Raw genomic sequence first — 16628 nt, 5'->3', positions numbered from 1 at the left:
GATATTATAAAAAATCATTAAACGTCTGGTAAAAATGCCACAGCTTATATTTGTTCGTTTTTTTACAATTTTACTTGTAATCAGGACTTTACTTTTGTTAAAACGATTAAAATTTATGAAGATGAAAAATTATAAGAAATTCCTTTGGATGCTTTTCCTGCCATTGATGCATTTCATGGCAAACGCGCAATCGAATCCGAATGATGCCTCGTTACAAGATGCCAAAAAAGCGATCGCGGCAAGCAATGCTACTTATTTTATAGCCATTGCCAAAAATGATGGTTCTATTCTTAATCATTATGCAGACGATGCCTGTTTGCTGCCACCTAATTCTCCTGCCATATGTGATCATGCCGGGATGGCCAAATTTTTTAAGGATGGCTACGAAAAATATGGCTTGAAGGGGGGCAAATTCATCACTAAAAATATCTATGGTGATGGCCGGGAATATGTTACCGAAGAAGGTCTTTGGCAATCTTTTGATGCTCATGGAAAAGTATTTGACGATGGCAAATTTCTGGTGTTGTGGAAGAAGACGAAGAACGGATGGAAAATGTACCGCGATTCGTTCAGCAGTAACCGTGCTCAAAAATAAAAAAAGAGAACTTCTCTAATTTACAACTCGCGGTTATCATTCGGTTAATCCCTAAACAGAGCGTTTTTACCCCGTTTGAAATTATCTTTAAATAGCGAAGACCTTGCAAATCCGCAAGGTCTTTGCTATTGAGATTGGATTGCGTATATTTCCCCAAATTCCTTTCCTACAGCTTAGTTAATGCAGGATATCTTTCTTCCATAAATTGTGAAATTCATGTTCACCGGTACCTGGTATTATCGCCACGCTAATATAAGTCCTGTTTTCGCAATAGGGCATTTGTTTTTTCAGTTGCCAGGACAACCTTAGTTCATCGTCGAATATAACGACATAAGCAGACAAACATGGGATGGCGACTTTACCGCCCAAAACAGCCCCACCGGAACGGCTGTATAAGCGGACATTCATACCCTGCAATTCAAGCGCACAACATTCCATTCTTACCAGTTGAGCAACCAATAGCGCGTAGCCGGGGAAAATGTCAAGGCCAGGCGGGGCCTCTGAAAGCGAACAACTCCCGCCCGCTTGTGTAGCCTTGACGTTTTATCCCGGCGTGGGCTAACTTCGCTGTATTGGTGAATGAGAATGTAATATTGGGGCAAGGGGAAAAGCAAGTCGGTTATGAACGCAGCGAAATTTCCGTCTTGCTGCGGGAGGTGAGGCCGGCGGTAGCAGGCAACCCGCTCTATCGCGGGTAGCCTGCAGCTGCTGGCCGCAACCGGGGTTTATTCTTTAGTTTCGTCAATGCTTAACGACCGGATCTCGTTTTTGATCCATGCCTCTACCTCTTTCTTAGCGTCCCTGCTGACTTTAGCGACTTCATCGCACTGAGGTATTAGTTCCAGGGTCATACCTCGATACAGGCTCTTTTCTTTAATTTATTCGGGTAGGTGGTGGAGTAAGTTTTCATATAGATGACTCTCAAGGCCTAAATTTTACTTTTGAGACTGCCTCTCAAATAAATTCAATGATCATGAGCTAACGGCTTTCGTAAAACATACGCCCAAAGAAAAGAGGTTGTTTTCACTAATGAGAACAACCTCTTTTCTTTAGCTTTGTGGAGTAATTTATATCTTTCGAAAATGTGGGTAGCGGAGCATGTCTGAAAAGTTGCAATATGACGAAATAATCAGTGCGACTAAAAGGTTTCAAAATATCCTTATATGCAGGACGCGCTTGACCTGATCGAATTTGTAAATGGCGATGCCAGCACCAAATGGGGCAAGCTGCGTACCGATCTTGGCCACTATTGTCGATGAAGTTCAAAAAAGGTTGTTAGTTTATTAATTCTATGATCTGAATCAGCAGACTGATGGGAATCTGGCCACTATCTGTTTAGCTTGTAGATTATGTTCAAACAAAAGGTCTTTAGCTTGCACAGGTCCCGAAGCTTCAACATTTCTCAAACAGTTGGATCTCAAGATTAATCGACTTGCTTTCGGTACTCAATTGCATATAAACCGGAACAAAAATAAAAATGCCTCTGCAATCGGGTTCTTTTATATGTTTCCTCAATTCTCTAAACAGATAATTATGGGTCTCCAAAATTGAAAAGCCACTGTTATCTCATTAATAAATTTCTATTTTATCATTTGTTATATGAACAGGAAGCCATAAGTAGGTTGATTTCTCGAGGTCGGTTTTATTCCATCTGTCGCCCATAAAAATAAATGTACCCGGCTTGTTTGCTACAGGCAGTACAAATCCCCCCTGCGAAAAAAAGGACACTTCGGCGTTTACTCCTTTGCATGGATTTTCACGTTCTGTCCATGGCCCCATGATGTGATCGGCAACAGCATAAGAAGCAGCATTGGGTGACCAGCCTGAACAGCCGGACGTAATTAAAAAGTATTTGCCCTCGTTTTTAAAAATAGCCGGGCTTTCCCTCCCTTTGCCCACCAATATCCGGGTATACGTTTTTGTGGGCGTCAGATAATCATCGCTTAGCAAACAAACATGCATAGTATTGTTATTCTCGGACGAATAAATAAGATAAGCCTTTCCATCATCGTCTTTAAACAAGGTCATATCTCTTAACATTTGATCATTAGGCTTTACACTACTCAGGTATTTATAGGGTCCAAAAGGCTTATCGCTTATGGCAACACCTCCCCGGGAATAACTATAGTCATTCTTGTCTATATGCATCCACATCACAAATTTCTTTGTACGCTCATTATAAATCACCTTGGGCCTTTCAATAACCCTACCAGTATCCAGGTCATAACCGGGATTATTTGTAGTAGGCTTTAAAACCACACCCCTGTTTTTCCAATGTTTAAGATCTGTAGAAGAATAACAGGAAACCCCTCCGGCCGGAACCCGGAAGTCTTCCCAGCTCTGCTTAGGGACAAGCCAGGTTTTACCTTTCTTTACTTCACCAAAAAGATAATAAACACATTTGTAATACAATACCCCGGCCCCATGTGCATTAACAGGTTTTCCATCTGTATCCATCAAAACATCGTTATCAGAACGCCGGTCATTCACAGCGTGTATACACTTTGAAAACGACAAGCTGTTACAGGCTATCAGTAACAAAAAAAGCAGGGTATATTTCATTTATCGTTAATTAATTCTGATTGTCTTGGGTTTTTAACACCAGGGTGGTTACCAGTGAATCTAATTGTACTGTTGCCAGGTTAAGACTGATGCCAGTTGTGTCCTGATGAAATTTAACTTTTTTACCATGCAATACGGTACATGCCGTGATAACCTGCTTAATTGGTGGTAATTTAACAACGCTTTCACCTGTTGGCATTTTCAACAGGTGAATATATATTTTATTGACTCTGCAGGTTGCTCCATAAAAATCATCAACAGGTTGAAAAGGTCCGGGACGCGTTTGATATATGCCTTCGCCATTTTTCGCTAACCACTTCCCCACTTCTTTCAGCCGCTCCACATGTGAAGGAGGAATGACGCCATCCGGGTCCGGTCCTACATTTAATAATATATTCCCCCCGCGGTCAACCGTATTAACAAGCATATCTATAATCCGTTTCAAGGGCATCAATCGCTGAGCTTTATTATATCCCCAGCTTGTTTCATTAAGGTTCAGGCATTTTTCCCAGGGAAAGGGGATAATGGGCCCCTTAACATCTGCGCCGCCTTCGTCGGTCTGGAAATCACCAACCATTCCTGACCTTGGGTTAATGACCACATCCGGGTTATAGCTGCGTACCATAGCATTAAGTTTTAATGGCTCCCAAAACCATGCCGCGTCGGCATCAGTACCTTTATGCGCCAGCCAGCCGCCATCGTACCACAAGATATCTATTTTGCCATAGTTTTTCATGAGCTCTTCTACCTGCCCATACGTTTGTTTCTTAAGCAGCGCGGCATTGTCAGGAAGTCCCTTAGGGTCGAAATAACCGGGAAAACGCCAGTCCAGCGGAGAGTAATAAATGCCTACATAGAGCCCCGCCTTACGGCAAGCATCGGTATACTCCTTTACAAAATCGCGGTGAGCAGCAGTTTCCCAACTATCAAAATGCTGATAACTTGAGGGGCTGTTCCAAAGGGCAAAACCATCATGATGCCTGCTAACCATTACCATATACTTCATGCCAGCCTCTTTCGCCACCTTAGCCCATTCCGCAGCACTGAAATGCTTCGGATCAAACTGATCAGCCAGTTTGGCATATTCCCCGGCCGGTATCTTTTGGTTGAACATGGTCCATTCACCTGTGGCCGGAATTGCATATAGGCCCCAATGGATGAACATTCCAAATTTCTGGTCTTCCCACCATTGCATCTTTTCGGGCGGCAGATTGGAACCCGGGCCCGATACGCCCTGCCCCACACCTTTTAACGAAGGATAGATCTTTCCTTTCTCCATTGATTTTTTTTCCACCTCGCTCATTTGCTGGCTCTTTGCGATAAAAGAATGCCAAATAAGCATTAACATAAGCCCGGCTGCAATAATTTTCATTTTTTGTTTCAACATAATTTTGGCTTCAAAATGTGATCACTTAAATAATCAACACAGTCATTTTTGTATTTATTAGATTAAATTGGTTAACTGAACGTTTAAAATTATCATACAAATCCACCTAATATGGTCACATAGTAATGATCAGGCAACAATTCAACTAATACTGCCCTGTTGGTATGAAAGCTTTAATACAAAAACTTACGTGAAATTTATTTTTTATTTAGGTTCATTGACGTTTCCGGCATTCCTACTTTAATTAATATTCGCCATTCTCCGAACTGTTAAATAGTATTATACGGATAAGCTCAAAATTAATTAAAGTCGTATTCGATGAGTTACCTAAATCAGACTTTATTTTGTACGAACACGACATTCCGCTGGCATCTTTAAAACATACCTCATTTATATAGAGTTGTTCAATTTAGCTTAATTTAATCCTGGCAGGAAGCAATGAAAGTATTAAATAATAAAATTCAATTAAGGATACGGACAGAACTTCCTTCTCAATGGAATTGTGATAAAACTTACGCCGTTGGTTCGGGGGCCTATTAACCAATCGTATCGAAAAGCAGCATAATTTGTTAGACTTTCGCAGAATCATGACAATATGAGACCACAAATGGCTAAAGAACGAAATACCCATAAATACAAGCAAGCAAAATCGAATCAAAGTTAAAACCAGATAATTCAACCAAAAACTCTCCTAAAATTCTAACAGCAATAAAGTATCAATTAACCAATAGATAATTAAAGTTTTTTGAATGATCATCGTATGAACAGCGCAAATTTCTTATAAATTAAACATTTGGTACCCTATTTATTCACTTTCGTGACCTTGTAGCTCTATATTTTTGTCACTAAACCAATAGGCCAAAGTGGCTTTACGCCCGAATAACCTTATAATTTCAAAATAGAAGCATAATCATCAAAACAAAAAGTGTTTGAGCATGCGGCTCTATTTACTTGTTTTTGCATAACCAATTAAACCATCATATGAGAAAACTAAACTACTTCATCGGCATCCTGGTGATTTTATTATTCACCAGATGCCAAAAACAACAAATTATCAGCCCAAATGTTAAACAGCCTGTTTCCAAAACAGTTACCACATTGGCTATAACCAGTTATCCAAATTACAACACATCTCCCCTACCGCCAGATCAAACGGGGGTAACCAGTACAGCCGCCCAGCTTGCATCAAAGTTTCAATTGGGTTGGAATATCGGCAACACACTGGAAGCGATAGGCGGTGAAACCTATTGGGGTAATCCAACGGTGACCCAGGCACTAATTGACGAAGTTAAAAAAGCCGGCTTTACAGCCGTGCGTATTCCTTGTGCCTGGAATCAGTATGCCGACAGCGCTACTGCCAAAATCCAACAAACATGGCTTAATAGGGTACAGCAAGTTGTCCAATACTGTGTGAACGACGGGTTATATGTGATACTAAACATCCATTGGGACGGGGGATGGCTGGAAAACAATTGTACTACCGCTGCACAGGCCGCAGTTAATGCCAGACAAAAAGCCTTTTGGGAGCAAATAGCTACGCAAATGCGCGGTTTTGACGAGCATGTGATATTTGCCAGCGCCAACGAGCCTGCTGTATCCGACGCCACAGGGATGAGCGTGCTGCTTTCCTATCATCAAACTTTTGTTAACGCGGTCAGATCAACCGGGGGGCATAACAGTTACAGGGTGCTGCTTGTCCAAGGGCCAAGCACTAATATTGACGGCACCAACAATTTAATGAATACACTCCCTACAGATCCGGCAAGCAACCGTTTAATGGTTGAAGTACATTATTATGACCCGGCTCAGTTTTGTTTTTTGACATCGGATGCAAGCTGGGGTAATATGTTCTATTATTGGGGCAGCGGGTATCATTCTACAACCGACGCTTCACGAAATGCTACTTGGGGTGAAGAGTCATATATGACTTCAGAACTTTCGTTGATGAAAACAAAGTTTGTTGATAAGGGCATTCCTGTTATGCTGGGAGAATATGCAGTAAACCGCAGATTAGGCCTTACCGGCGATGCCTTAAACCTGCAACTTGCAAGCAGAGGTTATTACCTTAATTATTTTGTCCACCAGGCGTTACAATATGGGTTAAAACCATTTTATTTTGATTCCGGTGGTACGGACTCAACCAACCCGGGTAGAATTATTAACAGGCAGAACAACAGCATTTACGACCAGCAAGGCTTAGCCGCAATTATGCAGGGAGCGCAAAATAACACCTCTTCAACAATTCAGGTTGGCCAGGTTTACCAGATTTACAGCAGGAACAGTTTTAAAGCCCTGGAATTTGCGGGCTGGGGAACTGCAAATCAGACCCAAGCCGATCAGTGGGATTACGTAACAGGGGCAAATCAGCAATTTAAAGTAGAAGATGCGGGAGGTGGCTATTACAGGTTAACCCCTATGCATGCTACAGGAAAGTGTTTGGAAGTTTATGGCGGGAACACAGGTAACGGCGGACAAGTAGATCTATGGGATTACAATGGTGGTTCAAATCAAAAATGGTCAATTCAGATAACCGACAACGGATATTATAAGATCATCAACGCAAATAGTGGAAAGGCTTTGGATGTTACCGGGGCATCGCTCAATAACGGTGTTGCAGTTACTCAATGGACTTACTCAGGAAACCGAAATCAGCAATGGGGATTTGTAAAAATATAAGGAACTCCTAATTAAAAACCAAATCCCGAACGGATATTTCATTCGGGATTTGGTCTTTAAACGAATTGTAGCCGGAATTACCGTATCTATATTACAAAATCAAAAATCTGGGATACTAAAAACGACGGCATAGTCCGCTTAATTAATTTAATTATCTCATCAAGCGTATTTAATCCAAGTATCATTCCTAATACCAAATCTGGTGTTTAAGAAAACATAAATTTCAAATATTGCTTTTCCTCCTGCTCCGTAATACGTGGAAAAGCAGGCTATCCTGATTTGGCAGGTTTATACCACAAGCATAGGGAATTCTACCTATGTTGACCCTCCCAGCCAGGAGATCATATTAAATCTCAAGTAACTTACTCCTACCCTGATATTAATTATCCGGATATTTTATTAGGCCGTTAACATCATATTTCTATTCAAAAAAATATAAAATACTAAATATCAGATAGTTAAATAAGGTTTACATTTGTGCCCCCATTTGTAAACAATCGATTGCTTTCCGGCATTTAATTTTACAACATTCAAACCGATGATAAATCTTGATATCAACTGATATGAGGTTTCTGTTCATCGGCTATAACCAATTAATATTATAACCCTAATTAACTAATACTATGGCAAAACACGTACTATGGAGTACCTGTACTGTCTTTCTTGCTGCTTTAAGAGCACATGCTGGTGCACAAGCTGCCTATAAAAGTGTTGCCGACGGAATTATTATTAATTCGCCGCAAAAATCAACACATGAAACACCCTTGCTGGGTATGCGAGTCATCTCAGACAAAATCCTCCGCGTTACAACTGTTTCTAAAAATGACTTCCACCTAATCCAGATTTTGACAGCCATGGATCGGTCAAGCCAATCTGTTAATTGGAACATGGTTCAAAAAGGCAATCAAGTATTGCTGCCCAAATCATCAGTTATAGCTCAAATAAGGCTTCTGGACAAGATGATCTTTAATGATAAAATAGACAAGCTTATCTTAAGTAAAAACGCAGAACCTTCATTTGCCTTTACATCAAATAATATAGAAAGCCCTTGTCATATTACCCAAACCTTCAAGAGCCTGGCAAAAAAAGTCATCTATGACCTGGGACAGCAACAAAACAGGATCGTAAACTTTATAAATCAATATCTGAAATTGTTGCGGAATACCATTGAGGCCGCGGCACCCTTTCTGACATTTAGCAAAAATCATAGCATTTTATTGGGCAATTACCCCTTAATCAAATTTGATGATACGCGTGATTATCAGTCGTTATCAGGGTTAAACTATTCGCTGATGATGCGTAACAAGCCTAATCTTCTGCATTTAGAATTGAATAATAACCACCAAATATAACACCGGAAAAAAAGTAACCCTAAAGTTTTAAACACAAATCCAATTTTATGAACCAATTATTTACCAATCTAAATTTATTGAAAAGATGAGAAAAAAATTAAAGTGGGGACCAGCCATCCGTTGCTGGCTCCTTGTTAACGCACTGTTTTTTTCATTTGCGAGCTACGCGCAAAGCATAAAAATTACAGGTAAAATTATCAGTGCAGACGACTCCCGGCCCTTGCCCGGTGTAACTGTTAAGGTAAAAGACTCACCCATAGGCACGCTATCCGGCACTGATGGCAGCTATGCTATCAATGCCAAACCCAATGATATACTGGTTTTTAGCTTTATAAGTTATAACTCCCAGCAAATATACGTAGGGTCATCGGCAGTAATAAATGTAGCCCTCAAGCCTTCCATGAACGATTTGAGTGAGGTAGTGGTGATTGGTTACGGCACCAGGAAACGACCTGATCTTACCGGCTCCATATCGTCGGTTACTGCTGCAGATTTGTTAAAGGCTCAGCCAACAACATTTGACCAAGCCCTGCAGGGACGAGTGCCCGGGGTAATTGTGCAGCAAGTGTCTGGCCAACCCGGTGGTGACGTGAATGTCCAGATCCGCGGCTTAGGGGGCTTTTTAGGTGCGCCTCCCTTATACGTGATTGACGGGGTACAGATCCCGCCGAATGGGCAGTCTGCCATCCCCGGCAATGGTACTAACCCACTATCCAGTATCAACCCATCGGATATAGCCTCAATAGACGTTTTAAAAGATGCTTCAGCCACGGCTATTTACGGTTCACAGGCATCCAATGGGGTAATTATTATTACTACTAAAAAAGGAGCTGTAGGTGCTCCCCTCATTAGCTATGATGGCTACCAGGGCTGGCAAAAATTGCCAAAATATTACGCTGTAATGGATTTGCCCCAATACGCCACTTTCATGAACGAAAAATCAGCCATTATCGGTTATGATATGAGGCCGCAATTTGCCAATCCGCAATACCTGGGCCCAGGTACCAACTGGCAAAAGGCCCTGTTTCGTACGGCCCCTATGCTGAACCATAATGTGGCCATTAGCGGCGGCGATGCCAGGACAAAATACTATATATCAGGCACCTATTTCTCGCAGGAGGGTATTGCCTTGGGATCGGATTTTAAAAGAACTTCTGTAAAAGCAAGTATTGATAATAAAACCACCGACTGGTTAAAAGTTGGTATAAACCTCAATATGGCGCACGTAGCAGAAAATGTCAGCACTTCTAATACAGGCGTGATCTTGCAGGCGCTTAACCAAACGCCCGATGTCGCCGTGGTAAACCCTGATGGTACCTGGGGTGGTAATGATCCTAATATTTATGGCGCTACCGGTACCAACCCATTCGCGATAGCCACTATTGTAAAGGATTTTAAAAGCCGTTACCAATTAATCGGTAACGCTTATGCGGAAATTCAATTTACCCGGGATCTAACCCTGCGCAATGAAGTAGCCGGAAATTTTGACTTTGCTACCGAGGATTATTTTAATCCAAGCTATGTTATGGGCGCTTATACCAAGACAAATAATAACGGTACAGCCTCAAGCGCGCAAAATTTCTATAATTCCATCTCCAATTATTTAACCTATCAGCATACGTTTGCCAAAAAATACTGGGTAAACGTAGTTGCGGGCCACGAAGCACAATTGCTCAAAAGCAGCGGTATTACAGCTACCCGAACCAACTTTCCGAGCAATAACGTGCAAACGATCAGCAGTGGTGATGCGACAACGGCAACCAATAGCGGTGTCAAAGGACAGGGTGCGTTGGAGGCCTATTTCGGCAGGGCTAACTTTACCTACGATGACCGTTATTTGTTAACCGCTACCGTACGGCGCGATGGTTCATCAAAATTTGCCGAAGCATACCGCTGGAATACGACCTATTCCGGCGCACTTGCCTGGAAAATAAACCACGAAAGCTTCCTTAAAAGTGTGAAAGCTATAAACGATCTTAAACTTAGACTTGGTTACGGATTGGTAAACAACCAAAACATCGCGGAGTACGCTTATGGTTCAACTTTAAATACCATATCCACAGGCTTGTCAGGCAACTCACAGATAACTGCCACGACAGGCAACCCCAACATCAAGTGGGAAACTACAAAGTCATATAATGTTGGCCTGGATGCAGCTGTTTTAAATGGCAGGATCAGTTTTTCCGTCGACGCATATTACCGCAAAACAAATAACCTGTTGCTAAGTCTTCCCCTGCCCAATTACTCGGGAACAGTTGCTGCCGGCGGGTATGCGCCGGGCTCTGTACAAGCCCCCTATGTAAATGTAGGCGCGGTGAGCAATAAGGGTTTTGAGTTTTCACTTTCCACCCAAAATATCAAAGCAAAAAATTTCAACTGGAACAGCAACATTACATTTACCAGGAATATCAACAAGGTACTTGCCCTGGTTGACGGCACACCGGCAATTTATGGCACGGTAAGCAAAACTGTGGTTGGCCGTTCTATCGGCGAGTTTTACGGATACCAGGTGCTGGGCATTTACAAAAATGCCGCAGACTTTGCCAAATATCCGGCGTTATCTCAAAATGGCGGCGGCCCCATCCCTATAACGCCCGGCTCTGGTGGTGTCTGGGTAGGTGACGTTATTTTTAAAGACATTAACGGCGATGGTAAAATCGACGCTAACGACCAGACCTTTTTGGGTTCTCCTATACCTAAATTCCAGTATGGAATCAATAACAGCTTTAATTATAAAAATTTCGACCTGAATATTTTTATGGCTGGTAATTACGGTAATAAACTTTATAACCAGTTAAAGGTAAATGGCGATAACCCCAATCAAAACTTTGGCTATTTCCCCTCAGTGTTCAACTTTGCTAAAATTGGATTGATCGATCCGACAGGTTCCACCTCGGATATCAACAATGTGTACATCACCAACCCGTCAACCAATATTACCCGGATTAGCCAGAGCAGTGGCAATGATAACCAGCGTTTTTCTGACAAATACATTGAAAGCGGTTCATTTTTAAAATGTAAGAGCATCGCTTTAGGCTATAGTTTTTCCAATAAGCTATTGAATAAGATCAAATTACGGTCACTCCGGGTGTATGTTAACGTCACCAACGTTTTCACGATCACCAAATATACCGGCTATGATCCGGAAATAGGTTCATGGAACCCGTTAGCAGCAGGAATCGATAACGGCTATTACGCGCAGCCGCGGGTTTACACAGTTGGTTTAAACGTATCCCTCAATAATTAAAATCAAGATTATGAAACGCATTAAAATAAATATAGCCCTGCTAATTATCAGTATTTTTATAATAAGCAGCTGTAAAAAAGATTACCTTAACCGACCTCCATTAACCGGTATCACGACCGATAATTTTTATAAAAGCGGTTCAGATTTAAGATTGGCTACCGCCGCACTTTATGCGCAACCATGGGCAAGTTGGAACAATTTTCCGTTGCTGGGTATTGGCGATATCATGAGCGGAAATATGTTACAGCCCTATAATGGCGACCTGGTTCAGCTTACTACCTTTTCCATTACCCCACAAAACAGCAATATAGCACAGGCATGGCAGAGTTTTTACAATGTAGTAGCGCATTGTAATATCAATATTAAAGCTATTAATACCAAAATGCCTGATAGCGTGGCTGTACAAAGTAAAACAGGCGCGCTTGGCGAAATAAGGTTTATACGGGCCACATCTTATTTTTACCTCGTCCAATTGTGGGGCGCAGTACCTATTATTGAAGATAACGACAAGCTGATAGCCAATCCGTTGGTGCCGCGGCATAAGCGTGAGGATGTATACAAGTTTATTATCAACGACCTAAGATATGCCGTAGCCAATTTACCCAAAACAGATCAAGCGGGGCGAGTAACTACCTGGTCGGCCCAGGGTATGCTGGCAAAGGTTTATTTAACCAGGGCCGGTTTAAACCAAAATATCACACGCAATCAATCTGATCTGGACAGTGCCGCTTACTATGCCGGCAATGTTTGTAATACCAGCGGTTTGGCGCTGTTACCGAGCTATTACAACCTTTTCCGGACCCAGTACAATGACAATCCCGAATCATTATTTGCTTTCCAATGGGCGCCAGGTGTTCCCTATGGACAAGGTAATTCCATACAAGCTCAATTTGCACCAGGCGGTGGCCTTGTTCCCAGCGGAGGAGGCTTCGGCGGTGCTATTGGCCCTACGATAGATCTTGCCAACCAATATACCCCTCAGGATTCGGTACGCCGCAAAGCCACATTTATGCTTACCGGCGATAAATATCCTGAGCTAAAAGCGGCAAGCGGCGGATATATCGCTACAGGTGTGAACGTAAAAAAACACGTGGTGGGTACCGCTGCCGATAATAATTCGCCTACGATGGACATATGGTCTTCAATTGAGCATAATGCGGTGTTGCGCCTGGCTGATGTATATTTAATATACGCCGAAGCCCTGTTAGGCAACAACGCTACTACTTCCAATGGTCAGGCTTTACAGTACTTTAACGCGGTGCGTACAAGGGCCGGGGTTGATAAGGTTACCGTCCTTACTCCCGATGTGATCAGGAAAGAAAGACGGCTTGAATTGGCATTTGAAGGTCAGTATTGGCTTGACCTGGTGCGTCTCTCTTATTATGATCCGCAGGAAGCGATCTCGATAATTACTAAGCAAATAACTCCAACACAAGATGCAGTTCCGTATATACCCCGGTCGCAATTCAGTTATGATCCGGTCACAGGGATTAAATCAGTATCATCTAATAGCCTGATCATAACCAAACCGACCAAAGATACATTCACTTTGCCTATTCCGGCAAATGAGCAAACGGCAGATCCTAAGTTATTGGAGGCACCTGTGGCTTATTATTAACGGCATTGTTAACCATTGATATCATTCAAAAAATTATGAAAAAACTAAATCATCATATCAAAAGCTACTTGTTGCTTGCCTTGCTCGCTACCTCAGCTTTTATTCAATCCGGCTGTAAAAAGGATTCGTCCTCATCATCAAAGGGTAACCCGGTAATTACAGCTATACGCAATTATGTAGCTCATCCCGGAGATTCGCTTTTAAGCAGCGCTGGTACGGGTCAGTGGATCGTGATTTCGGGTAAAAATTTGAAAGGAGCACTCGCTATTAATTTTGATGGAGTAAAAGGCTCTTTCAACGATGCCTGGTTCTCAGATACCAGTGCGATTGCCCTGATACCGGCAATTATAGCTTTCCCATCGGTACCTTCAGATAAACTGAATACCATACAATACATTACCAATCATGGTCAAACCACATTTACGTTTCCTATTGTTCCTCCTGTTCCCGCTATTTCAGGTATTTCTAACGAAGCCGCTAATCCTGGCGATTCGGTTAAAATTATCGGGCTTAACTTTTTCTTTCTTAAAAGTGTTACTTACGGCGGAATTAGCATCACTGGTTATACATCTTCAACTGATGGTACATCCATCAGTTTGAAGGTGCCCTCCGGCTTATCCAAAGGGCCAGTAACCGTATCTACCAAATCTGGCACCACTACTACTACTTACAATGTTTACGATTTTGTAACCGGTGTATTAAATAATTATGATAGCATAAATAATTTTGCATGGGGCTCGGGTACTTCCAATAATTCTACTGACTACCCTGGCAACATAGGCTATTATGGAGTAATGAAAGCATCTAATGTTTCTGCCGGCGACTGGTCATGGTGGAATGACGGCCGATCTATTAATATAAACTCAGCCCAATGGGTACCTCAGGCTAACTTAAAAGACACATTAAGCCATTATGCCGTAAAGTTTGAAATATATGTAACCAAGCCATGGACAGACGGCTCAATCCAAATTTTAAATGCTAACGGAAATTACGCGGCCCTTTATCATCCGTGGAAAACAGCTACCGGTTCAGCAGTCGCATTTACTACAAAAGGTTGGCAAACAGTCACTATTCCGTTTTCAAGCCTTATTAGCAAAGGCCTTCCTGCGCCGTCACTTACAGATTTACTTGGTGCTACCGGAGCTGGCGGCATCCAATTCCAGTTTATCAACGATGGTACAAAGACGGTCCAAACCTTTGAGGTAGCTATTGATAATATCAGGGTATCAAAAATTAAATAAGGGCGAATTTTAGTTGATATATATAAGTGAATGCCTGGGGCCTTTTCAGAAGGTCCCGGCATTTTTTACGTCACAACCCGCAGCATCCAGTGGCCTTACAAAAACTGGTTGAAAAAATTTATCACCAAGCATTATAAAAATGAAAAATCTGTTTTTTAAAATATTCATATCGATTACAATCATATCTCTCCTTTCCTGTAAAAAAACAAGTAGTGCATCGCCGGAATTAAACGTCAGTCAGGCTACGTTAACTTTTGCACCCGAAGGTGGAACCCAGGATTTTTCCATTGCATGCAACGCGACATGGAACATCGTTAATCCCGGTTTTGCCTGGCTAAAATTAAGCACCACATCCGGCAGCAGCGGCAATATGGTCATTCACTTAACAACGCTATCTGAAAACGGTACAGGATCAACACGGTCAAGTATCTTAACGATAAACTCTTCCAATGGCCAGGCAAGAAGTTTGAAAGTTTCTCAAACATCTAACCTCTTTCCTAATTACAATACTTCGCCAAAAGCTGCCGATGCGACCGGCATGAGCAGTAACGCCGTTCAGCTTGCCGCTAAGATCAAGTTAGGATGGAATATTGGTAATACCCTCGAAGCTTCAGGGGGTGAAACAGGTTGGGGGAACCCGCTTATTACAGAAGATTACATCAAATTTGTAAAGCAACAGGGATTTAATGCCATACGTCTTCCATGCGCCTGGAATATGGGGCATTTAAGTAATCAGGCAACTGCACAAATAGATCCCAACTGGCTAAAAAGGGTAAAAGAAGTAGTCGGGTATTGTGTAAATAATGATATGTACGTATTACTGAATATTCACTGGGATGGCGGCTGGCTTGAAAACCATGTTACCCAGGTAAAACAGGATTCCGTTAACGCTAAACAAAAAGCACTCTGGGAACAAATTGCAACAGCTATGAGAGATTTTGATGAACATCTCATGTTTGCCAGCGCCAATGAGCCAGCTGCAGATGACGCCGCGGCAACAGCAATACTTTCTACCTATCATCAAACCTTTATTAACGCGGTCCGATCAACCGGTGGTAAAAATGCCTACCGTGTATTGGTACTTCAGGGCCCTTCTACTAATATGGAAAAAACAAGTGATTTTATGACATCCCTTCCGCAGGACCAGGCGACAGCCAGGCTGATGGTTGAGGTGCATTACTACTCGCCATTTCAGTTCTGCTGCCTCCTGGATAATGACGCAAGCTGGGGCAAAATGTTTTATTACTGGGGTGCAGGGCACCACTCGACCATTGAACCCGACCGCAACGCTACCTGGGGTGAAGAAAGTGATGTAGACGCCTCTTTCAATAGAATGAAGACAAAATTCGTCGACAAAGGAATTCCCGTTCTTTTAGGTGAGTACGGCGCCTACAGGCGTGACAACACAGCACATGTTCCTTTGGATTTACCAACACATGAGGATGCGGTGGATTATTGGAATACCTATGTTACCAAACGAGCAAAAACAACCGGCATGCTACCATTTTTCTGGGACACAGGCGGTGCTTTGGACAGAAGAAATTATACCGTAAAAGATCAGCGCACGATAACCGCTATCAAACAGGGCGCAAATTAGTTGAAAGAGGCTGCATCATAAAATCATGATCAGCCTCTTTTTTATCAGCTGCTTTAGCAACGTAAAGCGTTGGAGAAAATCAGCTTCATTAACAAAGTGGATTTACATGGTTTACACAATTGATGGTTAACATTATTACATATTAACCATCAATTGTGTATTCTTTCTCGCGTGCAAACCCACCTTTTGCATAATATTATTATCGGTTAAATTATACTTAATGGGTAAACATAACATCAGGGGGCAATCTAATTTATGATTTAGTCCCCTTTTTGTTTTAAAGCGGTCATTTCTAACGGTTAGCTCAGCTCAACAAATTCGTTGGGTGGATGGCCGGAAGAAGCTTTCACTAA

The 16628-nt window shown here is 42.1% G+C and carries 11 protein-coding genes; 8 read left to right on the top strand and 3 right to left on the bottom strand.

Features of this window, described 5'->3' with window-relative positions; all coding sequences use genetic code 11:
• Positions 1-121: 121 nt before the first annotated feature.
• Entirely contained in the window at positions 122-595 is a 474-nt protein-coding gene (locus ACTJKG_RS18845; RefSeq protein WP_172337208.1) for a YybH family protein, read from the top strand.
• 725 nt (positions 596-1320) lie between these two features.
• Here ACTJKG_RS18845 and ACTJKG_RS18840 read toward each other — a convergent pair.
• Entirely contained in the window at positions 1321-1446 is a 126-nt protein-coding gene (locus tag ACTJKG_RS18840; protein WP_256367813.1) for a hypothetical protein, read from the bottom strand.
• A gap of 312 nt (positions 1447-1758) precedes the next feature.
• Between ACTJKG_RS18840 and ACTJKG_RS18835 the strand changes: the two genes are divergently transcribed.
• Positions 1759-1854, top strand: coding sequence for a hypothetical protein (locus tag ACTJKG_RS18835; protein ID WP_371742473.1), 96 nt, complete (start codon positions 1759-1761; stop codon positions 1852-1854).
• 310 nt (positions 1855-2164) lie between these two features.
• Here the strand turns inward: ACTJKG_RS18835 and ACTJKG_RS18830 are convergent, their stop codons facing one another.
• Together ACTJKG_RS18830 and ACTJKG_RS18825 are read right to left on the bottom strand one after the other, a co-directional pair.
• Positions 2165-3157: a glycoside hydrolase family 43 protein gene (locus tag ACTJKG_RS18830; RefSeq protein ID WP_440740121.1), complete on the bottom strand. Its 993-nt coding sequence runs from the start codon at positions 3155-3157 to the stop codon at positions 2165-2167.
• Positions 3158-3167: 10 nt separating this feature from the next.
• Positions 3168-4460, bottom strand: coding sequence for an alpha-L-fucosidase (locus tag ACTJKG_RS18825; RefSeq protein WP_440740120.1), 1293 nt, complete (start codon positions 4458-4460; stop codon positions 3168-3170).
• 1065 nt (positions 4461-5525) lie between these two features.
• On the opposite strand from ACTJKG_RS18825, the gene ACTJKG_RS18820 reads away from it, so the two are divergent.
• The 6 genes from ACTJKG_RS18820 to ACTJKG_RS18795 all read left to right on the top strand — a co-directional run bounded on the left by ACTJKG_RS18820 (position 5526) and on the right by ACTJKG_RS18795 (position 16275).
• Entirely contained in the window at positions 5526-7220 is a 1695-nt protein-coding gene (locus tag ACTJKG_RS18820; protein WP_172337210.1) for a cellulase family glycosylhydrolase, read from the top strand.
• A 623-nt stretch (positions 7221-7843) separates the two neighbouring features.
• Positions 7844-8572 (top strand): hypothetical protein, encoded by a 729-nt coding sequence (locus ACTJKG_RS18815; RefSeq protein ID WP_172337211.1) that lies wholly within the window; start codon positions 7844-7846, stop codon positions 8570-8572.
• 85 nt (positions 8573-8657) lie between these two features.
• A complete protein-coding gene (locus tag ACTJKG_RS18810; RefSeq protein WP_172337212.1) occupies positions 8658-11819 on the top strand; it encodes a SusC/RagA family TonB-linked outer membrane protein in 3162 nt (1053 codons plus the stop codon).
• A 10-nt stretch (positions 11820-11829) separates the two neighbouring features.
• Positions 11830-13437, top strand: coding sequence for a RagB/SusD family nutrient uptake outer membrane protein (locus ACTJKG_RS18805; protein WP_172337213.1), 1608 nt, complete (start codon positions 11830-11832; stop codon positions 13435-13437).
• A 35-nt stretch (positions 13438-13472) separates the two neighbouring features.
• A complete protein-coding gene (locus ACTJKG_RS18800; protein WP_440740119.1) occupies positions 13473-14678 on the top strand; it encodes a glycan-binding surface protein in 1206 nt (401 codons plus the stop codon).
• A gap of 139 nt (positions 14679-14817) precedes the next feature.
• Positions 14818-16275, top strand: a complete 1458-nt coding sequence (locus tag ACTJKG_RS18795) for a cellulase family glycosylhydrolase (RefSeq protein WP_172337215.1) — start codon at positions 14818-14820, stop codon at positions 16273-16275.
• Positions 16276-16628 lie beyond the last annotated feature (353 nt).

Source organism: Mucilaginibacter sp. 22184, from assembly GCF_052045695.1.
Lineage (GTDB): Bacteria > Bacteroidota > Bacteroidia > Sphingobacteriales > Sphingobacteriaceae > Mucilaginibacter.
This window is presented reverse-complemented; position numbering and strand designations above follow the sequence as displayed.